19 protein-coding genes are annotated in these 23,495 nt (G+C 33.7%); 6 read left to right on the top strand and 13 right to left on the bottom strand.

What is annotated here, in order from left to right; translation table 11 throughout:
* Positions 1-23 precede the first annotated feature (23 nt).
* The 5 genes from bioD to LPB88_RS09795 all read right to left on the bottom strand — a co-directional run bounded on the left by bioD (position 24) and on the right by LPB88_RS09795 (position 4,221).
* Positions 24-656, bottom strand: coding sequence for a dethiobiotin synthase (gene bioD / locus LPB88_RS09815; protein WP_230715054.1), 633 nt, complete (start codon positions 654-656; stop codon positions 24-26).
* Between the two features lie 241 nt (positions 657-897).
* Complete coding sequence (locus tag LPB88_RS09810) at positions 898-1,512, bottom strand: hypothetical protein (protein ID WP_230715052.1); 615 nt, start codon at positions 1,510-1,512, stop codon at positions 898-900.
* On the bottom strand, positions 1,502-1,933 hold the full coding sequence (locus tag LPB88_RS09805; protein WP_370635827.1) for an RNA polymerase sigma factor: 432 nt from the start codon (positions 1,931-1,933) through the stop codon (positions 1,502-1,504). The genes LPB88_RS09810 and LPB88_RS09805 overlap by 11 nt, the downstream gene beginning before the upstream one ends.
* A 79-nt stretch (positions 1,934-2,012) precedes the next feature.
* Complete coding sequence (locus LPB88_RS09800) at positions 2,013-2,876, bottom strand: TraB/GumN family protein (RefSeq protein WP_230715048.1); 864 nt, start codon at positions 2,874-2,876, stop codon at positions 2,013-2,015.
* A 208-nt stretch (positions 2,877-3,084) separates the two neighbouring features.
* Positions 3,085-4,221: a pyridoxal phosphate-dependent aminotransferase family protein gene (locus LPB88_RS09795; protein ID WP_230715046.1), complete on the bottom strand. Its 1,137-nt coding sequence runs from the start codon at positions 4,219-4,221 to the stop codon at positions 3,085-3,087.
* Between the two features lie 165 nt (positions 4,222-4,386).
* Between LPB88_RS09795 and LPB88_RS09790 the strand changes: the two genes are divergently transcribed.
* Positions 4,387-5,193, top strand: a complete 807-nt coding sequence (locus LPB88_RS09790) for a DUF3667 domain-containing protein (protein ID WP_230715044.1) — start codon at positions 4,387-4,389, stop codon at positions 5,191-5,193.
* 307 nt (positions 5,194-5,500) lie between these two features.
* On the opposite strand, the gene LPB88_RS09785 is transcribed toward LPB88_RS09790, so the two are convergent.
* The 8 genes from LPB88_RS09785 to LPB88_RS09750 all read right to left on the bottom strand — a co-directional run bounded on the left by LPB88_RS09785 (position 5,501) and on the right by LPB88_RS09750 (position 17,039).
* Positions 5,501-5,638 (bottom strand): hypothetical protein, encoded by a 138-nt coding sequence (locus tag LPB88_RS09785; protein WP_230715042.1) that lies wholly within the window; start codon positions 5,636-5,638, stop codon positions 5,501-5,503.
* Positions 5,639-5,861: 223 nt separating this feature from the next.
* The gene (locus LPB88_RS09780) at positions 5,862-6,143 is read right to left on the bottom strand and encodes a F0F1 ATP synthase subunit epsilon (protein ID WP_230715040.1); all 282 of its coding nucleotides are present in this window, start codon (positions 6,141-6,143) and stop codon (positions 5,862-5,864) included.
* Positions 6,144-6,224: 81 nt separating this feature from the next.
* A complete protein-coding gene (atpD, locus tag LPB88_RS09775) occupies positions 6,225-7,736 on the bottom strand; it encodes a F0F1 ATP synthase subunit beta (protein ID WP_230715038.1) in 1,512 nt (503 codons plus the stop codon).
* A gap of 233 nt (positions 7,737-7,969) precedes the next feature.
* Positions 7,970-9,499, bottom strand: a complete 1,530-nt coding sequence (locus tag LPB88_RS09770; RefSeq protein WP_230715036.1) for an SGNH/GDSL hydrolase family protein — start codon at positions 9,497-9,499, stop codon at positions 7,970-7,972.
* Positions 9,500-9,584: 85 nt separating this feature from the next.
* Entirely contained in the window at positions 9,585-12,416 is a 2,832-nt protein-coding gene (locus tag LPB88_RS09765; RefSeq protein WP_230715034.1) for a TonB-dependent receptor domain-containing protein, read from the bottom strand.
* Between the two features lie 306 nt (positions 12,417-12,722).
* Positions 12,723-14,573 (bottom strand): glutamine--fructose-6-phosphate transaminase (isomerizing), encoded by a 1,851-nt coding sequence (gene glmS, locus LPB88_RS09760; protein ID WP_230715032.1) that lies wholly within the window; start codon positions 14,571-14,573, stop codon positions 12,723-12,725.
* 9 nt (positions 14,574-14,582) lie between these two features.
* Positions 14,583-16,211 carry a DUF4270 domain-containing protein gene (locus tag LPB88_RS09755; RefSeq protein ID WP_230715030.1) on the bottom strand — a complete coding sequence of 543 codons (1,629 nt, stop codon included), beginning with the start codon at positions 16,209-16,211 and terminating at the stop codon, positions 14,583-14,585.
* Between the two features lie 21 nt (positions 16,212-16,232).
* Positions 16,233-17,039 (bottom strand): glycogen/starch synthase, encoded by an 807-nt coding sequence (locus tag LPB88_RS09750; RefSeq protein WP_035687508.1) that lies wholly within the window; start codon positions 17,037-17,039, stop codon positions 16,233-16,235.
* Positions 17,040-17,117: 78 nt separating this feature from the next.
* Between LPB88_RS09750 and panC the strand changes: the two genes are divergently transcribed.
* From panC to LPB88_RS09725, 5 genes are all read left to right on the top strand, one after another.
* Positions 17,118-17,996, top strand: coding sequence for a pantoate--beta-alanine ligase (gene panC, locus LPB88_RS09745; RefSeq protein ID WP_230715028.1), 879 nt, complete (start codon positions 17,118-17,120; stop codon positions 17,994-17,996).
* A gap of 14 nt (positions 17,997-18,010) precedes the next feature.
* A complete protein-coding gene (gene panD / locus LPB88_RS09740; RefSeq protein WP_017495920.1) occupies positions 18,011-18,361 on the top strand; it encodes an aspartate 1-decarboxylase in 351 nt (116 codons plus the stop codon).
* A gap of 359 nt (positions 18,362-18,720) precedes the next feature.
* Positions 18,721-19,875, top strand: a complete 1,155-nt coding sequence (locus LPB88_RS09735; protein ID WP_230715026.1) for an alpha/beta hydrolase — start codon at positions 18,721-18,723, stop codon at positions 19,873-19,875.
* Positions 19,875-21,236 (top strand): DNA repair protein RadA, encoded by a 1,362-nt coding sequence (radA, locus tag LPB88_RS09730; protein WP_230715024.1) that lies wholly within the window; start codon positions 19,875-19,877, stop codon positions 21,234-21,236. The genes LPB88_RS09735 and radA overlap by 1 nt, the downstream gene beginning before the upstream one ends.
* Positions 21,237-21,405: 169 nt before the next feature.
* A complete protein-coding gene (locus tag LPB88_RS09725) occupies positions 21,406-23,385 on the top strand; it encodes a transglycosylase domain-containing protein (RefSeq protein WP_230715022.1) in 1,980 nt (659 codons plus the stop codon).
* The last annotated feature ends 110 nt before the right edge of the window (positions 23,386-23,495 follow it).

Here is a 23,495-nt window from a genome sequence, read left to right as displayed (position 1 = left end):
TATAATATTGTAGATTTCTGATTTTAGATTTTAGATTTCTCTAATGACAAAAGATTAGTTCGAAACAAATCTGCGTATTCTTTAATTACATTTTGATCAAAATAGGGCTCCTCATCAATTCTTCCAATGCATTTTATGCCCGTTTTATTCAGAATCAAACTTTCTGTTGATTTATTTTCGCTTCCGCTAAAGATAATTCCCGCAACTTCAAAACCACGATTTCGAATGGCTTCAATAGTCAATAATGTATGATTGATACTTCCTAAATAATGTCTGGAAACAACAATTACTTTATAATCGGGCTTGATTAAATCAATGATTGTATCACTTTCGTTCAACGGAACAAAAATTCCCCCCGCGCCTTCGATTACTAAATGATTATCAGTTTTAGGCTCAATAATTTGTTTTAAATCAATTGTAACTCCATCAATTTCTGCGGCCAAATGCGGACTTGCAGGCGTATTTAGTTTATAAGCGTTTTCAAAAATTTTAGATTGGAGATTGGAGATTTTAGATTTGATTTTGTGACTGTCTGAATTGTCTAAATCTCCTGCTTGAATAGGTTTCCAATAATCAGCTTCTAAAGCCTCGACAACAATTGCAGAAGTAACCGTTTTACCAACATCGGTAGAAATTCCTGTTATAAATAATTTCATAATTAATAGACCACAGATAACACGGATTAAACCGATTATCGCGGATTTTTTTAATTTTCATTTATATGGCTATTTGATAATCCGTGTAAATCTGTAGTATCCGTTTTATCTGCGTGCCATAATGCAAAAGAAGATTCACAAAATCTCTGTGCAACTTTGTGAGTCTTTGTACAATAATTTGTTTCTGCAAAAATACCAATAAAAACAAAACCCATCATTACGATGGGTTTATTGTTTTTAATTATTCTTCTTTTAATTCGTCTAGAACCTTTCTGATTTCCCTGGCATATTTTCCGTAAAATTTATGCACCCACCATTCTAAAACAATTCCCATAAAAAGCATACTAAAAACCACAATCGAGAACAATGATAGCAATTGATAATTGGTAAAATCTTTAGCGATAAAGCCGAGAATTTTAGAAAACTCAAAATACAGAAAACCTATTAAATAAAGAATTAAAAAAGGTGTCAAAGCAAAACCAAAGGTCTTGTAAAGTTCCATATTTAATCTTATATCGAAATAAGTTTCGTATAAACTGTCTTTTGTTTTTAACGTTATTGAACTTAATCTTTTGTAAAAAAGATAGAATTTTACTAAATAATAAGCGCAAACTGCTACATAAAAACTGAAAAGCAGGTAATATAAAGTCGTCATTTTTTCAGGAAAATTATACATTAACGGAACAAACCCAACTAATGCAATCGAGAGTACTTGATAAATAAACTCATTTTTAAGATTTTTTCTAATCCTGTCTAATGGCGTATTTGCTGCCTTTATTTTTTCTAAATTGCTTGGAAGAACAACATTTTCAGTCTTTTCATTATTCCATGCATTTTGTATATCGTTAAAATCCATATCCCTGATTTTTAATAATTTCTTTTAATTTTTCTTTTGCCCTGTTTAATTTCACTCTGGCGTTTCCTTCAGAAATCCCAAGATTATCTCCTATTTCCTTATGAGAAAAACCTTCAAGCTGATAAAAAATAATCGCTTTATCTATTTTTTCGAGTTTTTGAACAGCTTTATAAAAGTGATCAATCTGACTTTCTTTTATATGCGAATCACTTTCATCTTCCTTAATGTTTTCTGAAGTGATTTCGTATTTATCGACTTTCCGTTTTTCTTTCTTCAAAAAAACAATTGCCGTATTTACCGCAACCCGATACATCCAGGTCGAAAACTGACTTTCATTCCGAAATGAATCATACGATTTCCAAAGCTGACAGATAATTTCCTGAAACAAATCCTGCTGATCATCATGATTATCCATATACATCTTAGAAACTTTGTATAAAATTCCTTTGTGCTTTTCGATCCGATTTAAAAATTCTTGCTTTCTTTCTTTCAAAACAACACTAGTTCATTACTGGTTTTACTGTATATCCTGCTTTTTTTAATAAATTAATTACTCCTAAATCACCCGCCAAATGTGCAGATCCTACTGCTACAAATAAGCTCTCTTTTTTCATCATTTCAGGTAAAATTTTTACCCAATTTATATTTCTTTCATCAAGTAGGAATTTTTTCGTTTTAGCGTTCATCATATTTTCAGCGGTTGTATTTTTATACAAAGCTTCTAAATTTTCTTCTTTGTATTCCATAACCAATTCTTTGGTTTCTTCTGGATTAGATTCTTCCAACATTTCGATCATTTCAGAATCAGAATAGGCGTCTTCCAACGATTTAAATTGAGATTTTACAGTTTCTAATCCGGCGATTTCCAAATTTCGTGACTTAGCTTTTTCTATAAAATCCATTTCATAGAATTTCAAATCATTACAACCAAAAGTCTTCATCGAAATCAAACTCATTACAGTAACCAAGCTAAAAGCATCTACTTGCTGAACACTCATTCCGGCAGATTTTTTCAATATTGCATCTAATTTAGACAATTGTTCCGGACTCAATCTTTTGCTAAGAGGTTCTTTTCCCATTGCCAATTGTTGCATTTCAGACATTTCTTTTGGATCATTAAAATTAATTTCCAAAACTAATTTCTCCGAAGCATCGAATGCCTTTTTTGTTTTTTCCGAAAGAAAATAATCTCCCGAACATATCATGTGAATGGTTCCGTACAAATAAGAAGGCTTCGATAATCCATTTCCTGATACTTCCCACAAAAGTGAGTTTTCAAGTTTTGAAGATTGTACTTGTGCTTGCGTTGTTCCACTAAAAACTAATGCGATTGTTGCTATTACCGATGCAAATATATTTTTCATGTTATTGATTTTAAAGGTGAAAATTGAAATTGAAATTACGACTCGTAAGTAATCGAATCGCCAAAACGTTACAAAAGATTTTAGTTTTTTTTAGAAACGATAGCAAACACAACCAGTTTCACAGAGCTTCACAAAGAAAAAAAGAGATTCACAAAATTTATTCTTTGCGGATCTCTGTGAATGCTTCGTGAATCTCTGTGGAATAAAACTAAAATACAAAGTCTCTTAACAATTCTAAGATCTGATTAATTTCTTGTTCTGAGTTATAACTGTGAATACAAAAACGTAAACGCTCTTGTCCTTCCGGAACTGTTGGCGAAAGTATCGCCTTTACATCAAAGCCCTTATCCTGTAGTTGTTGGGCTAAACGTTTTACATTTTCGTTACCCGGAATAATGGCAGATTGAATAGCCGATTTACTTCGAACGAACATTGGCTTTAAGCCCAATAAATTTTTCTGTTGATTAAAAAGCACAATATTTTGACGCAGTTTTTCGATCATTTCACTTTCTGTTTCAAGTTGATGATACGCCGTTAGAATTGTGGAAACAGAATGCGGAGATAATCCTGTGGTATAAATAAAACTTCGGGCAAAGTTTACTAAATATTGCTTTAGTTCTAAACTTCCTAAAACTGCTGCTCCGTGGCAGCCCAAACCTTTTCCGAAAGTCATGATTCTTGCAAATATTCGATTATGCAATTGCAGATATTGCGTCAAACCTTCGCCTTTTTCACCAAAAACACCCAAAGTATGCGCTTCGTCAACCACTAAATAGCAATTGTATTTTTCAGACACAGCAACCAGTTCTTCGAGATTTGGAGAATCACCATCCATCGAAAAAACAGTTTCAGTAACAATGTAAATGTTTGTATCCGGAAATTTTATAATTAGGCGCTCTAAATCTTCAAAATCATTGTGGTTGAATTTATACGATTTTGCGTTTGACATTACGATTCCGTCCCTGATTGAAGCGTGACTTAATTCATCATACAAAATAACATCATTTCGCTGCGGTAAAGCGCTAAAAAAACCAACATTGGCATCATAACCCGAATTAAAAATTAAAGCCGATTCAGCATCATGAAATTGCGCAATAAAATCTTCGGCAATTTGATACAAGGAATGGTTTCCGGATATTAACCGCGAACCTGTTGCACCGTTTTGAATAATATCATTTTCGATTAGATAATGATGTGCTTGTTTGAAAACAGATTCAGATTTTGAAAATCCAATATAATCGTTTGAAGAAAAATCGACAAGATTATTAAAACTTGGCAATTGTCTCAACGAATTATTTTGCTTCCGATTTTCGAGCTTTTGAATCAGGTTTTCTGGTAATTTCATAAAAGCAAAGTTATGAAATTGAAGTCAATTTTAAATAAACAGCGGGTTTGATATCATCTGCCATTTATAATTTGAATTTTAAACAATTGTTAATTATTTTTTTTGTCTAATTTTAAAACCACAAACTAACAACCTAATAATTTATATATTTTATTAAAAAGAAAAATGAAGATCAATTGTAAAAACTGCGAAACACCTAATTACCCAGACTTTAATTATTGCTCGAACTGTAGTCAGAAAGTCCATTTGCATCGTATAAATCCACATGAAATTTTTCATGAAATCGTTCATTATTTTACACATGCTGACAAAGGCATTTTTCAACTAATTAAGGAATTGGCACTAAAAAGTGGAACTGTAGCCAAAGAATACATTAACGGAAAAAGGAAAAAATACTTTCCTCCGCTTAATTTTTTTCTACTGATTGCGGCAATATTTGTTTTTATTTCCAATATCCCAAAAGAAGAAGTTCCTGTAGATAAACAAAAAGAAAACATAGAACTGAATAATATTACCAATGCTGCTCAGAAAGAAAAAATGATACATCTTTGTGAACGAAAAGAAAAAGTAAATCATTTCATAAAAAAATATTATAATTTAATGGCAATGATGGCTTTACCACTTATTGCATTTTTCTTCTGGCTCTTTTATAAAAAAGAAAACTATAATTACACAGAGCATCTGGTGGCAGGTATGTATATGCTGGGATTTTGCATCTTAGTCAACACATTAGTGATTCTTCCAATCTCACTTTTATTCCATCTTTCACAAAATTACAATACGCTATTTTTTCTGCTTTTTCAACTAGCTTATTTTACTGTTTTCTATTACAAGTTTTTAAACAAAAGCACTAAACTTCAATTTGCTAAAGCCTTTGGCGTAAGTGCCTTCGGAATCATTTCCTGGGGAATTGTTTCAGGATTCACAATAAACGCATATATTTCCACTGGTCTTTGGGGAATGTTCTCTTAATACTACAATCACCAACAAACTAAAAAACAGAAAAGCCAGACAGTGATGTCTGGCTTTTCTAAATATCTTTTATTCTAGATGAAATCTCTATTCCTTTACCATTGGATAAAACAATGTTTCAGTGTATTCATAATTTAAGGGACACAATTAAAAATTACACTCTGAAATTCATCTAAAAAAATTACCAAATTGTATAAGTAACAGTAGTACTTGTGGTACTATTAATCGTAAAATTAGTTGTACTTGGATACCCGCGTTTAGCTAAATCGATATAAATAGGAGTAAGCGGTGATTCACAACAACTTTTTCAAGGAATTGTATAGGTAGGACCAAATGCAACTTTTGCAACTTCAACTTCTTTCTGATTGTTCATTGAAGTTTTAGCAACATAATCAGAACTTGTAGTTAGAGACATTGTCCCAAAACCTAATGCTAGTAATAGCATTCCAAAAAAAACTTTTTTTATAATAAATTCTTTAAATGTTAATATGCTTACAAATATATCAGATAAATGTCAGAAAAAATATGTGCTCTATGCGTCATTTATATGTTTTTTGTTAATTTTCTGACAATATATATCTACTAAATCATCCATCGATATTTACATATAAACATAAAAAAAGCCAGACATTACTGTCTGGCTTTTTCATTTATTTTGAAATTGCTCTTTAATCAACTAAAACAATTACTTTATTGTCTTTCATCTCGATAGTACCTGACGTAATAGCTAATGTATAGGTTTGGTCATTTACTTTCGTGAATTTACTCGCTACATCTTTAGAAAAACTAAATTTTGGAGCTGCAATTTTTACAGTTCCTTTTTCCAGAATAGAAACAATAGGAGCGTGATTATTCAATATTTGAAAGCTTCCATCAACTCCAGGCAATGTAACAGATGTTACTTCTCCTGAAAATAATTTTGCTTCTGGTGATACTATTTCTAAAATCATCTTTTTTTAGTTATGAGTTATAAGTTATGAGTTATAAGTGAGTTGAAACTCATAATTTATAACTCATAATTCATAATTATATTAAGCTTCAGCTAACATTTTTTCTCCAGCTTCGATAGCATCTTGAATAGAACCTTTCAAGTTGAAAGCTGCTTCAGGAAGATGATCTAACTCACCGTCGATAATCATGTTGAATCCTTTGATAGTGTCTTTAATATCAACCAAAACTCCAGGAATACCTGTAAATTGCTCCGCTACGTGGAATGGTTGAGATAAGAAACGTTGAACACGACGTGCTCTAGATACTGATAATTTATCTTCTTCAGATAATTCTTCCATACCTAAGATCGCAATAATATCTTGCAATTGTTTGTATTTTTGAAGAATCTCTTTTACTCTTTGTGCACAGTCATAATGCTCTGCTCCTAAGATTTGAGGAGTCAAAATTCTTGAAGTAGAATCTAACGGGTCAACCGCTGGATAAATACCTAACTCAGCAATTTTACGAGACAATACAGTTGTAGCATCTAAGTGAGCAAACGTTGTTGCCGGTGCCGGGTCAGTTAAGTCATCCGCAGGAACGTAAACCGCTTGTACAGATGTAATAGATCCTTTGTTTGTAGATGTAATACGCTCTTGCATAGCTCCCATCTCTGTTGCTAGAGTTGGTTGGTATCCTACTGCAGAAGGCATACGTCCTAAAAGTGCTGATACCTCAGAACCTGCTTGTGTAAAACGGAAGATGTTATCAACGAAAAACAATACGTCTTTACCTTGATCAGTTCCAGCTCCATCACGGAAATATTCAGCGATAGATAATCCTGAAAGTGCTACACGAGCACGAGCTCCAGGAGGCTCATTCATTTGTCCGAAAACGAAAGTAGCTTTAGACTCTCTCATTCCTGGCATATCTACTTTAGATAAATCCCATCCTCCATTTTCCATAGAGTGCATGAAATCATCACCGTATTTAATAATTCCTGACTCTAACATCTCACGAAGTAAGTCATTTCCTTCACGTGTTCTTTCTCCTACTCCTGCGAATACTGAAAGTCCACCGTGACCTTTTGCAATATTGTTGATCAACTCCTGAATCAATACTGTTTTACCAACACCTGCACCACCAAACAATCCAATTTTACCTCCTTTTGCATAAGGCTCAATCAAATCGATTACTTTAATACCTGTGAATAAAACTTCTGATGAAGTTGATAAATCTTCAAATTTAGGCGCTGGTCTGTGAATAGACAAACCGCTTTCTCCTGTTTTTGGCAAGTTTCCTAAACCATCAATTGCATCTCCAATTACATTAAATAATCTTCCATATACATCTGGACCGATTGGCATTTGAATTGGATTTCCTGTTCCAACTACTTCATATCCTCTTGACAAACCGTCTGTAGAGTCCATAGAAATGGTACGAACAGTGTTTTCTCCAATGTGAGATTGCACTTCTAGAACTAATAATGTTCCGTCTTTTTTAGTGATTTCTAGTGAATCATAAATTTTTGGAAGTTCAACATCCTTACCGTTGAAAACTACGTCAACTACTGGTCCAATGATTTGAGCAACTTTTCCTATTACTTTTGACATTACTTATGTATTTATTAAATAGCTATTTAGGTTTATCGAAAATACCTCTTTTTTCAGAGCGCAAAGATAATTTTTTAAAATATAAAATCAATTTTTTTTTATAAAAAATACTATTATTTTGTTTGATTCCTAAAACTCAGGCCTCAAATACCGAAAATAGCATTTTTTTTACAAAATAAAAAAAGCCACTTCATTTTAGAAATGAGTGACTTTCTTACTAAAAAAAATTGGCTTTATTGAATTGTTTGAGGAAATAAAATCCTATAATTCCCCAAATCAGCACCTTTTAAATTGGAACCATATTTTAGATTTATGGCTTCTATAAATTTATTTGCAATTAATGCATATCCTCTTGGCGATGGATGAACACCATCTAAAGAAAAAGTTCCACCTGTTACAAAAGTCGATGTCATTGTAAAATTATTCATAACGATTCCGTTTGGTTTCCCTAATTGATCCATAACTGACTTGGCATCAACAAATGCTAAACCTTTTGCGTCAGCAGCTGTTTTTATAATTAAATTATAAGCATTAGTCGCAACTTCAATCTCTGCTACTTCACTTGGCAACAAAACATATCTATCCGGTAAAGGAAATGTAACTCCTAATTGAGACAAAGTAGGCGATGGCGAAGCAATTCCATCAATGGCTACTGATGGCGTTTTACCTAATCGGGCAGAAGCACTTAAACAAATTAAATCAGTTGGTATAGTTTGTCTTGCCCTTCCAAAAATCTGCCCCAATACTGTAGCAGTTGTAGCATCCAATCCACCACCCATTAATACAGCTTTTAAACTTGCAGAAAGATCTGGTAAATTTTCATCTACCATAATCATGGGGTTATTTCCTGTTGTAGACAAAAGTTTAATTCTATCACCCTGACCTAAAAATGCCAATGCATTATGTATAGGTCCATATAGCTGAGCATTTAGTGTATTAACCAAGCTAACTCCACCACTACTCAAATCAGCTTGAGTTAATTGATTATAGGTTAAAACATGAAAATAAGGTAGCGTTGTTACAATTGGCAAATTAGCCACAACTCCTTTTCTTCCACCGGCAACAAGTTGAGTAATTAAGGCATTATAAGCTCCATCAAAAGTTGCAGTTGGCGTTAAAGGATTAACAGTAGGATCACCTCCAGCTGTTGCATAGCCCAACTCGTCATTTCCTCCTATCCATAAAGAGAAAAAAGTAGGGTTTTGACTTATTGCATCTGCCAAAACCGTTGTAGTAGCACTTGAAGCAAAACGGGCAAAGTATGGATTTGCTGTTCCCGCCACTACGCCCGCAGGATTACCATAACCTGGCGCAAGCAAATGATAACTTTTAGCTCCCGGAACTCCTAAATTATTAAAGGACCCCGATAAATGTGCGGTAACTTCAGTTGTTGGTGTTCCTGCAACAGGAACAGGCCTATCTTTTAGATATAAACGCGGTCCAGAAATTATATTTCCTCCTAACAACAATCCTCCTATATTATCATTAGTAAAAGGGGTTTTAAACTCTCCTCCTCCAACTAAAGCAAATTGCTGTGCAAGTATATTAGGATAAGCTCCTTCTTGCCCTTTTATAAACAAAGCGTTATCACTAAAACCTGCTGCAAAAGAATCTCCTAACGCAACATATTTTGAAAAATCAGCAGAACCCGCAGTCAAAGGCAATCCGTCAGACGAATCTACCGGCGCCGTAGTATTATCATCACTGTTACAGGCTACAAAGGTCAACGAAACCAATAAAAGCCATTTGAAATTTTTTATCATAATTTATATATTTTAAAATTATCACTTTCTAAATCCTTCTTAAAGAAAAGTAAATAACATATTTGTTTTATCCGAAAATCTCCAATTATGGATTAATGGTCCAAGAAGCAAAATACTGTTGACCAATAGCCCCTGCTCCAATTACCTGAGTATATTCTTTTCCGCCAATATTTGCAGCTCCTACTTTAAATACCGATTTCAATTTTGGCACCGCATAATTAATTTGTGCGTCAATTACTGTTGCAGATTTAATTAAACCATCAGCAAAACTAGATTCCCACATGTATTCACTATTCCATCTTCCGCTTACATTGAATCCGAAGTTTTTGAATAATTTATCATTTCCAATAGAGGCTTTAATTCTGTGTTTTGGAGTATTAAATCCTGCTTCGAAGCTTGGATCTTTTGCCTGGTCAAAATCAAATTGAGCATAGTTGTAGTTTAATCCCAATTCAAAATCAGCAATGATTTTTCTGGAAAGCCCAACACCAAAACCTAACGAATGAATTTCTACATCTGAGTTTGTATATAATTGATACGCTCTGTATTCCCCGTTTTGGATTGCACGTACTGATTGAAAACCAGCATCTGTTGGTCCCGCAGCAAGATTAGGATTGTCCTGAGCTTCTCCGTAGTAAGTAGAAATCACATTAAGGTTACCAATAAAATCATTGTAGATATTATAGTATCCATTTATATCTATCGACATACCTTCATAAATAGAGCGATATCCTAATTCAAAAGCTTTTACTTTTTCAGGTTGTACATAATTCGCTCTCGCTTTTTTCAACAATGCTGCTGCCGCTATTGGATTAGATCCTGCCATCGCAGCAAAAGCTGTTACTGAACTTGCGATATATGAATTACCATAAGCATCATAACCTGTCATGTCTTTTGTTGTTTTACCACCATTGTACATTTGACCTTCGGCACTAACATTAAAAGTCTCACTAAATCTCCCTAAGTTATCAGGAGCAGAACCTAACAACACCGCATTTCCAATATTGAAACCAATGTATTGATCTTGTGTAGATGGGTTTCTGAAACCAGTTTGAAAAGATCCTCTAAAATTATGATTCTTCTTTTCTCCTGCAGAATACACAAGTGCTAATCTAGGCGAAAAGTTTCCGTCGAAATTTTTTGATTTATCATAACGAATAGACCCTGTAAATTTTAGTCTATCATCCATAAATTTCTTTGCCAATTGTGTATATGCTCCATATTCATTATAATTAATAGGACCATCTGCATCAGTATAAATTCTTCCGTGAGAATTCAGTTCATACAATCTAAAAGATCCTCCAACCTGAATTTCAGCAAATTTTATCATGTCTTTAAAGTTATAATTAGCATCAGAATGATAAATTCTTGAATTATCAACAAGCTTAGAACCTGTTAATACACTCTCGTCGCTAATTACCTGGTTAAAGGCATTTTTAAATTCTGGACTACCCGGTAAATAACGACCTGTATCGGCAGTGGTTCTTGCAGCGGCATGAGCCTGCTCAGGAGTCGCCCCTCCTAAAGTAGACGTAATATAAGCTCCTGCATATTGACCAAACCAGGTTTTATCGTCTTTCCATTTTCTATCTACATTGATTCCTGTAAATACCATATCATAAGACTGTCCTCCATCCTCAGATGTTGTATATCCTCTTAAAAAGAAATTCTTCCCTTTAAATTCTATTTTATGTTGCTGCATTGAAAAGTTATTCAAATAATACCTGTTTGCTCCCTGATAAACAGCATTACCAAAACCAAATTTACTTTGCCAGATAATTTCTAATCTTTCATCTCCAAATGGCCTTGCATGAAATGAAAGATCTATTTTTGTATTACCTGCTTTATTGTCGGTAAGATTCACCTCATTATAACCAGTTCTACTAACATTAGTATTTGGCAATAAATTTACAGCACCTACAGGAATAATTCCCAAACTTGCCAATGTTTGTCCCACCCCTTTAATGTTTGTCGAAACTTCATCACCATAAACATTTATTCCGTCATAATTTGGATTAGTTCTATCTATTCCGGCAGTAGTTTTATCACTATAGTCCGTTGCGTACCAATCAGTAGCTTCCATATAAGTGAAGTTAGCTTTAACGGCAATATATTTATTAAAAGCAAATGCCATTCTAATTCCAAAATCATAATATAAATTATTACCGGCTGCATTTTGAGACGTTTGTCCCATTTTTAAATACGTTGAAATACCCTGATTCGTAAACGGACTTTTACTGTTCATAAATAAAATTCCGTTAAAAGCATTTGCACCATATAAAGCAGAAGAAGCTCCAGGCAACAACTCAACACTCTGAACATCTATTTCAGAAACTCCAATCATGTTACCAAGCACAAAGTTCAACAATGGAGATGAATTATCCATTCCGTCCACCAACTGCATAAAACGTGTATTTGCCACAGTCGCGAACCCTCTGGTATTAACAGATTTAAAAGTCATACTACTGGTATTCATCTGTACTTCTTTCATATTCTCCATACCATCATAAAAAGAAGGTGAAGCGGTTTTTTTGATATCTACAATTCCCATTCTTTCAATGGTAACCGGTGATTCCAAAACACGCTCCGGAGTTCTTGAAGCAGAAACTACAATTTCATCCAGTTTGTTTTCTTCGTCTTTCAAAACCACATCTACTTTTTGGTTCGCTGCCGTAATGTTTACTGTTTTAGAAGTAAATCCAACAGCAGATACTTTAATCGTAAATGGAGGCTTAGTTGAAGTAGTTAATTTAAATGTCCCGTCAAAATCAGTAGAAGTACCACTTTGATCTCCTACAATAACAATGTTGGCACCAGGAATAGCTTGTTTGTTACCATCAGTAACAGAACCGGTAATTGTATTCTGCGCAAAGGATATTCCGCTGAAAAACAACATAATTAGCAAATACAGTCTCATTGGGTTAGGTTTTTTGTTAGTTTATATAGCCAAAATACAAATAATTTTAATATTATTAAAAAAACGTTAAAAAAAATTAATATTCTATACATTTTTAACCACTATTTTAACTATTCATCAATTGTATTTCTTAAATTAAAATCAAATATCAAAGTTATAATAACACCAATACTATGCATACATATTATTTTTAATAAAATTTCTGAGGATTTAATAAAAATAAGGGGTTGAGAAAAAAAATTTGACAATAAAAAAAAGCGAGACCTAAATCTCGCTTTTTTAACATTTGTATATTTTAAATAAAACCTACTCTACCGTAACTGATTTTGCTAAGTTACGAGGTTGATCAACATTACAACCTCTCATTACTGCGATATGATAAGACAGCAATTGCAAAGGAATTGTAGTAATTAATGGAGATAAAGCATCTGAAGTTTCAGGAATTTCGATTACATAATCGGCTAATTCACGAACTTGTGTATCTCCTTTAGTAACTACAGCGATGATTTTACCACTTCTCGATTTAATTTCCTGAATGTTACTTACAATTTTATCATAATGCCCTTGTTTAGGCGCAATTACAATAACCGGCATGTGCTCGTCAATAAGCGCAATAGGACCGTGTTTCATCTCAGCCGCAGGATAACCTTCAGCATGAATATAAGAGATCTCTTTAAGCTTTAAAGCACCTTCTAATGCTACCGGGAAGTTATATCCACGACCTAGATACAAACAGTTTGGTGCATCTTTAAAAGCTGCAGCAATTTCTTTTGCTCTGTCGTTTGTCTCTAATGCTTCGGCTACTTTTTCAGGAATTATTTCTAATTCTTGTAAGTAGGTATGAAAATCAGTGTTTGACAATGTTCCTTTAGCTTTTCCTAAACGCAAAGCAATCATTGTTAAAACCGTGATTTGAGTTGTAAAAGCTTTAGTCGAAGCTACTCCAATTTCCGGTCCTGCGTGTGTATAAGCACCTGCATGACTTTCTCTTGAAATAGAAGAACCTACCACATTACAAACTCCAAAAACGAAAGCTCCGTTTTCTTTTGCCAATTTAATAGCCGCCATTGTATCTGCAGTTTCTCCAGATTGAGAAATAGCAATAACAACATCGTCTTTATTGATAATTGGGTTTCTGTATCTAAACTCAGAAGCATATTCTACTTCAACAGGAATACGGGTAAACTCTTCAAAAATATATTCTGCTACCAATCCTGCGTGCCATGAAGTACCACAAGCCACGATTAGAATACGTTTTGCATTTAAGAATTTTTCAAGATTATCCTCAACACCTGCCATCTGTACAATTCCTTCATTTGCATGAAGTCTTCCTCTGTAAGTATCTTTTATTACACTTGGCTGCTCATAGATTTCTTTAAGCATGAAGTGATCATATCCACCTTTTTCAATCTGCTCCAAATTCATTTGAAGCTGCTGAATATAAGGATCTACTAATGAATCGTCTTTAATTTTTCTAACTTTAAGAGGTTTGTGCAATCTGATATTTGCCATTTCACCATCTTCAAGATAAATTGCATTCGAAGTATATTCAATAAATGGCGAAGCATCAGAAGCAATAAAAAACTCTCCTTCACCAACACCAATTGCCAATGGACTTCCTAATCTTGCAGCAACTATTTCATTCGGATTCTTTTTATCAAAAACTGCAATTGCATAAGCACCCACAACCTGATTTAAAGCTACCTGAACTGCTTTACCCAATTTAAGACCTTCGTTTTTTTGAACTTCTTCAATTAAATTCACTAAAACTTCTGTATCCGTATCTGATATAAAAGTATAACCTCTTTTGATCAATTCTTCTTTAAGTGGCGCATAATTCTCAATGATTCCATTATGAATAATAACCAACTCACCTGAATTTGAAAGATGTGGATGTGAGTTTACATCATTCGGAACTCCATGTGTAGCCCAACGTGTATGCCCAATTCCTATACTTCCGTTTGTCGCAAAATTGCCTTGTACCTTAGCCTCAAGATCAGACACTTTACCTTTTGTTTTACAGACTTTTACACCGTCCTGGTTATCATATAACATAACACCAGCACTATCATATCCTCTGTATTCGAGTCGTTTTAATCCTTTGATAATAATAGGATACGCCTCTCTATGACCGATATATCCAACAATTCCACACATATATATTTATTAATTTGGTTTCGTGTAGTAAATTTCGAGTTTTAATTTTTTAGCGGCATCGGCATCAGAAACATTGTTACCATATAATATCGTTCCTAATGGCCCCATAACTGAACCTCTTGGCGCTTCTGAAATAATGTCGTTTTTCAATTTTAACTTGTTCGAAGCAATAACATCAATTCCTTCTGTTACAGCTAAGCCCAATCGAACATTCTTTATACTAGCATCTTTTATAAGATTTCTAATGTGTTTTGTAATCCTAACTTTATAACTTGTCCCTCGTTTTGTAGTCGCATCAACAGTTATTACACCTCCAAAAACACTTCTGTTTTGTTTTGGATTAGTAGCACTAGTAGTGTTATCAACATAATCGGCAATAATTGTATTATTATCCAGATCATATAGATAAACTCTTTTTGGCTCTCTTTCTGCAGTTTTCATCTTATCTGCATCAATATAGAAAACAAGATTAGCTTCATTAACTAACCATTTGTTAGCTCTAATTTGATCTAATTGCGAAGCAAAATCTTTTAACTCAATAACCGCTAACGATCCCTGACCTCCTTTTAGATACAACCTGTCATCACCAGTAGTTTTATTAACATTAGTTATCCCTGTCTGATAATCAGGATTTTTAACATCCTTTAATAAACTCGCCGCCGCACCTGTTAAATTAATAACTAAAGTTTTATCTTCTGTCGTAGCATCAGGATCAGTTGTAATAGCCGTTTTTGCTTTGTACTTTATTGTAATTTTTGCAGGCCCTCCCGATTTTAAAAAATCTAGTAACGCCATATTTGGCACACTACCATCTTCTGCTTTTTCAGCCTGAAAATATAACCCTTTAAAATACGACTGAAAAACATCTTGCGATGCAAGACTTGCCGCCGGTGCATTTAAAATTTTAGCCTGAAAAAAAGCTTTATTCAAATCCAAATGCATCTGTGGAGCAGAATATGTATAAGTTTTTACAGCAGCAGTAGGATCTACTTCTACTTTCGTCTGTGTTGCGTCAAAAAAGAAATTATCATTCTGCTCTTTCTTATCAGTAACAGCATCATTTAATCGATTTCCAATCTTGCTGGTATTAAAATTAACCTCCCCTGGTTCTGGAGGTGTATTTGTGTCCTGATCACTGTAATATAGCTTTGCAAACTGAGAACCGCCACTAAAATCACTAGTATACATTTGCGCTCCTGATTCATAAACACTCAGTTTAATCTTCGCCCCTGTCTTTGGACCGTAAATAGAATCCAAAGCATAAATGCTTCCTCCGTTTGGATCAGCAGCAGTTATATGACTAAAATAAGGTACCGTAAGTACAACACTTTCTATAACCGGATTTTCCCCAATAGTTGGTGCATAAGCTACCAATGCAACCTGGCTAACAAAATTTGAAGTTGTAGTTCCAAAAACAGGATTATCATAAACACCTAAACCATAAATTGGCAATCCGTTTGACTGAACCGGGGTCACTTCCTGATTGTAGGCCACAACATTATATTGTTCAGGAACTAAATCAAAATGATTATCACCAATTAATTCCTCACCAATAGCATTAAAATCTTTATCGCAAGAATACAAAAGAACAACTGTTGCAGCTAATAGAATTTTCTTAATAAAAGAAGTATTGTACATGTTTAATTATAAAGTTAATTTTTAAAGACCCATTGTTTTATAGAAATTTGTATACGCTTCAGCGAATGCATCTTTCGTGGCGAAAGGTAAAAAAGGTTTTCCTGAAGATTCTATAAATTTTGTTAAACTTGGAGATACATTTTCAGATGCTATAATCACTGCATCAGAATGTAAGATACTAGCCTTTAAGATATTTTCGTAATTTGGTATTTCCAGATCAGCAACAGACTCGTGTGGAACGCCGTCAAATTTTACCTTGTTTATCATTTCTAAATCTAGATTTTCATCAAAAGATTGTCCGTAAACAGAGGTTACAATCTTAGTTTCAGAAAATAAAGCTTCATTTTTGTAGTAATGTTTCATATAAATTGGCAACATAGCTGCTAGCCAACCATGAACATGGATAATATCCGGAACCCAATTCAATTTTTTTACAGTTTCGACAACTCCTTTTGCAAAAAATATTGCTCTCTCATCATTATCAGGGTATAAAACCCCTTCTTCGTCAGCAAAAGTCGCTTTACGCTTAAAATATTCATCATTATCAATAAAATAAACCTGAATTCTCTCTTTCGGAATTGAAGCTACCTTAATAATCAATGGCATATCTAAGTCATTCACTACCAAATTCATTCCTGAAAGTCTAATAACTTCATGCAATTGGTGTCTTCTTTCGTTGATATTTCCATATCTTGGCATGAAAATTCTTATCTGACCTCCTTGATCGTTAATCATTTTTGGAACGTCATAAGACATTAAAGAAACTTCATTTTCAGCCAAATAAGGCACGACTTCAGATGATACATATAATATCCTCTTATCTTTCATAATAGTATTTTACTTAATTTTTGGTAATAAAAACGTTGCAAATTTACAAAATTTTATGCAGTTTATAACTAATATATTATGTTTGCACTAAATTTTAATAATACTGGCATGCATATTTTCTACGGTAAAGTAGCTTTGATAGCTTATTTAAAAACTATCAAAACCGCAAATTCAACTATCGGATTTGTACCAACAATGGGCGCTTTACACCAAGGGCATTTAGCTTTAATGCAAAGATCACTTAAAGAAAATGACGACACTGTTGTGAGTATTTTTGTTAATCCTACACAATTCAACAATCCTGAAGATCTCGAGAAATACCCGCGAACACTTGAAGAAGACATAAAAAAAATGCGAGGATTAAGTGACAAAATGATTTTATATGCTCCTTCTGTAGATGACATTTATGAAGGACACACTATTTCGCAATCTTTTGACTTCGACGGATTAGAAAATCAGATGGAAGGAAAATTCAGACCTGGACACTTTAATGGCGTTGGTACGATCGTAAAAAGACTATTTGAAATTGTAACTCCAACAAATGCTTATTTTGGAGAAAAAGATTTCCAACAATTACAGATTGTCAAAAAAATGGTCGAAAAAAATCATTTGCCTGTAAATGTAGTTGGCTGTCCAATTTTCAGAGAAGAAAATCAACTGGCAATGAGTTCCCGAAATGAACGCCTAACTCCCGAAGAAAGAAAAGAAGCTTCTATTATTTATAAAATTTTAACAGAAGCCAAAGAGATATTCCAGACCAATACTCCGGAAGAAACCATCAAATTTGTAGAAAATTCTTTCAAAGACAACGAAAGGTTTGATCTCGAATATTTTGTTATTGCTGACGAATCCACATTATTACCTATAGATCATAAAACTAAAGACAAAAATTACCGTGCATTTATAGCGGTATTTGTTAATTCTATAAGGTTGATTGACACCATTTCATTAAATTAATTTACCTTTGCACCATGCAAATTCAAGTTATAAAATCTAAAATTCATCGAGTTAAAGTAACCGGAGCTGATTTAAATTATATTGGCAGTATTACTATTGATGAAACTTTACTAGAGGCTTCAAACATAATTGAAGGCGAAAAAGTAGCAATTGTAAACATCAATAACGGAGAACGTTTTGAAACTTACGCCATTAAAGGAGAAAAAAATTCAGGCGAGATCACACTAAATGGTCCTGCAGCCAGAAAAGTTCAAAAAGACGATATTATTATCATTATATCTTATGCAACCCTGGAATTTGAAGAAGCTAAAACCTTCAAACCATGGATCATTTTTCCTAATGAAAACGATAATTCGCTAACCTAAGTTTTTCTTTTACACTTTATCTTACTACTATTTGTCAAAATTATTTTTGAACAAATAAGTCTTCTTTTGCCTAAAAGTAAAATAATTTTATGTCTAAACTTCGGATAAATTTTACCGCAAAGAACGCAAAGTTTTTTTGCATCATATCGCGCTTAGTAAACATATCATTAAATAAAAACTTAGCGTACTTTGCGGTTAAAACAATTAGCAATACAAAATCTTTTATGTTTCTCCACAGGTTTTTGCATTGATCCGAAACTTCTTTCTTTTTTAAAATTTCACATTGACAAAAAAGCAAATAAAGTATTATATTGCTACACTATTTCGATACTTTTTAATTCACTGAAATACCCCAAATCATGAAAAAAGTTTATTTACTATTTATCTTCATTTCAATTTCTGCTTTCTCACAGAAAACATTCGACAACATTCAATCTGAGAAACTTGGAGAAGAAAGAAGAATAACCATTGGACTTCCAGCTTCTTACGAATCAAATCCAAACAAAAAATACCCTGTTCTTTATTTATTAGATGGCGACTATTTATTCGATCCATTTGCCGGAGCTTTAAGTTATGGAACTTATTGGGACGATTTGCCTGAGATGATTATTATTGGTGTTCACCAAAATAAAGACGGAGAACGCTTTGACGATACTACAATTGATCAAAACGAAGGTCTTCCTTTTGAAAAAGGAGCCAAGTTTTTTGAATTTATAGGAGCTGAATTAGTTCCTTACATAGAAAAAAAATACCGCACATCTCCTTTTAGAGTTATTGCCGGTCATGATATTACTGCTAGTTTTATCAATTTCTATTTGTATAAAGAAGAACCTCTTTTTAACGCTTATATCTGTTTAAGCCCTGAACTTGCTCCAAAAATGGAAGTTCGTGTTCCGGAGAAATTTGCAAAAGTAACCCAACCTTTCTTCTATTATCTTTCTGCTGCCGATGGTGACATTAAGAAAATCAAAGAACCTATTGAAAAATTAGACAGCAATATTAAAATCGCGAATAATCCGTTAGTTAACTATAAATATGAATTATTTAAAGGAACAACGCATTACACTGAAGTTTTACATTCGATCCCTAGTGCATTATATCAAATTTTTGACGTTTACAGACCAATAAATTCTGCCGAATACAATGAGAAAATTGCCGTTCTTGAAACGGGTTATGCAGATTACCTGGAAAACAAGTACAACACTATGTCTAAAGTTTTAGGAGTTCAGATTCCGGTTAGGATGAGCGATTTTAAAGTAATCGAAAATATCATCTTAAAGAAAAACGCTTACGACGAGTTAGGAAGAATGGCCGAAATTGGAAATGTAAATTACCCAAAAGCCATGCTTGGAGAATATGAATTGGGATTGATGTATGAAAAAATGGGCGATCCTAAACATGCTTCAAAAAAATACCAAAATGCTTCGCAAATGGAACCAATTGGCGATTTGAATAAAGATTTGATGTATGAGAAAATCGACCAAATGAACACACTAGTAAAAACCGGTAAATAATGTCAAAAGTTAAAACTTCTTTTTTTTGTCAGAACTGCGGAACCCAATATGCCAAATGGCAGGGACAATGTAATGCGTGCAAAGAATGGAATACTATTGCCGAAGAAATTATTCAGAAACAGGAAAAAGTAGCGTGGAAAAGCGAACCCACTTCAAACACTAAAGCGCCTCGTCCGTTAAAAATTAATGAAATTGATTCGGCTCTGGAAGTCCGCATGGATACAACTGATGGCGAATTAAATCGTGTCTTGGGTGGCGGAATTGTTCCGGGATCTCTAACGCTTTTGGGTGGCGAACCGGGAATTGGAAAAAGTACACTTTTACTTCAAATATCATTAAAATTACCCTATAAAACGCTTTATGTTTCTGGTGAAGAAAGTCAGAAACAAATAAAAATGCGTGCTGAAAGAATAACGCCAAATAGCGATAATTGCTATATTTTGACGGAAACTAAGACGCAAAACATATTCAAGCAAATTGAAGCAATTCAGCCTGAAATTGTCATTATCGACTCGATTCAGACTTTACATACAGATTATATTGAATCTACAGCCGGAAGTATTTCTCAAATTAGAGAAACTACCGCCGAACTGATCAAATTTGTTAAAGAAACCAATATTCCGGTTATTTTAATTGGACATATTACAAAAGACGGAAACATCGCCGGACCAAAAATCCTTGAACACATGGTCGACACGGTTTTACAATTTGAAGGCGATCGAAATCATGTTTACAGAATCTTGCGTTCTCTAAAAAACCGTTTTGGCTCAACTGCCGAATTAGGAATTTATGAAATGTTAGGAAGCGGTTTGCGCGAAGTAAGTAATCCGTCAGAAATATTGATTTCGCACAAAGACGAAGAAATGTCGGGAACCGCAATTGCCACCACCATGGAAGGCATGCGCCCGTTAATGATCGAAATACAATCTCTTGTAAGTACAGCCGTTTACGGAACGCCACAGCGCAGTACCACTGGTTACAACGCCAAAAGGCTAAACATGATTCTGGCTGTTTTAGAAAAAAGAGCTGGTTTTCGTTTAGGAGCAAAAGATGTTTTCCTGAATGTTACCGGCGGAATTTCTGTTGATGATCCTGCAATTGACTTAGCAGTTGTTGCTGCCATTTTATCTTCAAACGAAGATATTCCGGTTACCAAAGGTTTTTGTTTTGCCGGCGAAGTTGGACTTTCAGGAGAAATCCGACCTGTAAATCGTGTAGATCAAAGAATTCAGGAAGCCGAAAAATTAGGATTCACCACTATATTTGTATCTAAGTACAATAAAATAGCCTTAAAAAACACTGGAATCAAAATTGAGCTTGTTGCTAAAATTGAAGATGTTGCCAGTATTCTTTTTGGATAATGTTGTTTCATTTTGCCACGAATTTCACGAATTATGCACGAATTTTTACTTAAACTTAACGCACATTCATTATGTTCAAGGTATATATAATTCGGAAAATTAGCGAAATTCGTGGCAAAAACAAATGTTTGCAAAGCGAACGTTCCTCAAATTTTATGAAATCAACTCTATGAAATTTCCAAAACTAAATTTTCCCAAACAAAAAATATTTAAAGCCTTAAAAATACTTGCCGTAATATTAGCGCTGTTTTTAATTGGGCTTTACTACTTTCGTGATTCGCTTTTAAAACAGGCTATTGCCAAAGTCACACATAAAATGGCTGCTGATTATAACAGCACATTTTCTGTAAAATCTGCTTCATTCGAAGGTTTATCGGGAATTAAATTAACAGATGTTATTTTGGTTCCTAAAAACGCAGACACACTTTGTCACATTCAAAAAATCGAAACGAGTATAAGTCTTGCTAATTTATTAATTGGAGATGTTCAGGTTGGAACTTTAAAAGTAGATAACGGATACATACAATTGGTTAAAAAAGGAAAAATCCGCAATTTTGATGCTTTCCTTAAAAAAGACAAATCAGATTCTGATAAAAATGAAAAAAGGAAATACGCCGCTTTTGCGTATCGCATCATTTCAAAATTACTGAATTTGGTTCCGACTGATATGGATTTGAAAAATCTAAATTTCAGAATTGATGATAACGGCAAAAAAGCATCAATTGCGATAAATAAGCTTGTTTTAGACAATAAACAACTCGAAACTAATCTTCATGTTCAAAGCAAAGATTTTGATCAGCGTTGGAACATAAAAGGATTTGCTGATCCAAGAAACAAAAAAGCCGATATTCGTTTCTTTAATTTAGATACCGGAGCAATCCGAGTGCCGTATTTAGACGAACGTTACAACTTAAAAGCAAGTTTTGATTCGATTCGTTTAAACGTTCAAAATATAGAAAAAGACGGAAGCGAACTGCATATTGACGGGTATACTTCGATTACAAATTTAAAAATTAATCATCCCAAAATAGCCAGTAAAGATGTCATCATTAAAAATGCTCGTTTTGATTATCGCTTTTTATTAGGAAATGATTTTATCTCGATCGATAGCACTTCGACAATGCAGTTGAATAAAACAAAATTGCATCCGTATGTCTCTTATAATACCGAAAAAGACACGGTATATACTTTGAAAGTTAACATTCCGAAAATGCGGGCGCAAAACTTTATTGTTTCATTGCCTGATGGTTTGTTTACCCATTTTCAAGGAATGGAAGCTACTGGAAATTTTGAATATAAACTGGATTTTAAATTCAATAAAAACAAACCCAACACTTTAGTTTTTGACAGTAAACTAAACAAAGAAGATTTAAGAATCACAAAATACGGAGAAGCCGATCTTAATAAACTAAACGGTGAATTTGTTTATCGTGCCATAATCCAAAATGTGCTGCAACGTCCAGTTTTGGTTGGAAATGCAAATCCAAATTACACCCCTTTAGATCAGATTTCACCTTATTTAAGAAAATGCGTTCTAACGACCGAAGATCCATCGTTCTTCTCACATCGAGGTTTTATCAATGAAGCTTTCAAACAATCTATTCTGAAAAATATCAGAACCAAAAAATTCTCACGAGGTGCCAGCACAATTAGCATGCAGCTTATTAAAAATGTTTTTCTAACACGCGAAAAAACGCTTTCGCGAAAGCTGGAAGAAATTTTACTAGTTTATATTCTTGAGAATAATCGTGTTGTAAGCAAAGAAAGAATGCTCGAAGTTTATTTCAACATTATTGAATGGGGACCAAATGTATATGGAATTGGTGAAGCAAGCCATTTTTATTTCCAAAAAAGCCCTTCGGGTTTAAATGTTGACGAGTGTTTGTTTTTGGCGACAATTATTCCGAAACCAAGAAAATTCATGTATCAATTTAACGATGAAGGAAACCTGAAAGATTTTGCCGTTAAAAACCAAAAATTCTTAAGAAACTTAATGTTCCGCCGAGGTTTATTAATTCCAGAAGATACACTTGGTCAATTACCGGTTTATATTTCCGGAAATGCACGCTCGTTAATTCGCATTAAAGCTCCGGATTCAACAGCAGTTCCAGCCGATTCTTTGTCTATTAGTGATGAATTTGATTTGTAATTATTTGCCACGAAGGCACTAAGACGCGAAGTATTTATTCTCATTCTTGGCTTTACTGAATATTTTAATCTCGCAAAGACGCGAAGGCGCAAAGTTTTATTCACATTTTT

The organism is Flavobacterium sp. JAS, from assembly GCF_020991455.1.
Taxonomy (GTDB): Bacteria; Bacteroidota; Bacteroidia; order Flavobacteriales; family Flavobacteriaceae; genus Flavobacterium.
The sequence above is the reverse complement of the archived record's forward strand: the minus strand, read 5'-3'. Positions and strand labels throughout refer to the sequence as shown.

Coding starts and splice junctions, on each gene's coding strand:
- LPB88_RS09795 (WP_230715046.1), bottom strand. CDS start 4,221: ATGAAATTACCAGAAAACCTGATTCAAAAGCTCGAAAATCGGAAGCAA.
- bioD (WP_230715054.1), bottom strand. CDS start 656: ATGAAATTATTTATAACAGGAATTTCTACCGATGTTGGTAAAACGGTT.
- LPB88_RS09770 (WP_230715036.1), bottom strand. CDS start 9,499: ATGATAAAAAATTTCAAATGGCTTTTATTGGTTTCGTTGACCTTTGTA.
- LPB88_RS09735 (WP_230715026.1), top strand. CDS start 18,721: ATGAAAAAAGTTTATTTACTATTTATCTTCATTTCAATTTCTGCTTTC.
- LPB88_RS09725 (WP_230715022.1), top strand. CDS start 21,406: ATGAAATTTCCAAAACTAAATTTTCCCAAACAAAAAATATTTAAAGCC.
- LPB88_RS09790 (WP_230715044.1), top strand. CDS start 4,387: ATGAAGATCAATTGTAAAAACTGCGAAACACCTAATTACCCAGACTTT.
- LPB88_RS09755 (WP_230715030.1), bottom strand. CDS start 16,211: ATGTACAATACTTCTTTTATTAAGAAAATTCTATTAGCTGCAACAGTT.
- panC (WP_230715028.1), top strand. CDS start 17,118: ATGTTTGCACTAAATTTTAATAATACTGGCATGCATATTTTCTACGGT.
- LPB88_RS09805 (WP_370635827.1), bottom strand. CDS start 1,933: ATGTATATGGATAATCATGATGATCAGCAGGATTTGTTTCAGGAAATT.
- atpD (WP_230715038.1), bottom strand. CDS start 7,736: ATGTCAAAAGTAATAGGAAAAGTTGCTCAAATCATTGGACCAGTAGTT.
- panD (WP_017495920.1), top strand. CDS start 18,011: ATGCAAATTCAAGTTATAAAATCTAAAATTCATCGAGTTAAAGTAACC.
- glmS (WP_230715032.1), bottom strand. CDS start 14,573: ATGTGTGGAATTGTTGGATATATCGGTCATAGAGAGGCGTATCCTATT.
- LPB88_RS09780 (WP_230715040.1), bottom strand. CDS start 6,143: ATGATTTTAGAAATAGTATCACCAGAAGCAAAATTATTTTCAGGAGAA.
- LPB88_RS09800 (WP_230715048.1), bottom strand. CDS start 2,876: ATGAAAAATATATTTGCATCGGTAATAGCAACAATCGCATTAGTTTTT.
- LPB88_RS09785 (WP_230715042.1), bottom strand. CDS start 5,638: ATGCTATTACTAGCATTAGGTTTTGGGACAATGTCTCTAACTACAAGT.
- LPB88_RS09750 (WP_035687508.1), bottom strand. CDS start 17,039: ATGAAAGATAAGAGGATATTATATGTATCATCTGAAGTCGTGCCTTAT.
- LPB88_RS09765 (WP_230715034.1), bottom strand. CDS start 12,416: ATGAGACTGTATTTGCTAATTATGTTGTTTTTCAGCGGAATATCCTTT.
- LPB88_RS09810 (WP_230715052.1), bottom strand. CDS start 1,512: ATGGATTTTAACGATATACAAAATGCATGGAATAATGAAAAGACTGAA.
- radA (WP_230715024.1), top strand. CDS start 19,875: ATGTCAAAAGTTAAAACTTCTTTTTTTTGTCAGAACTGCGGAACCCAA.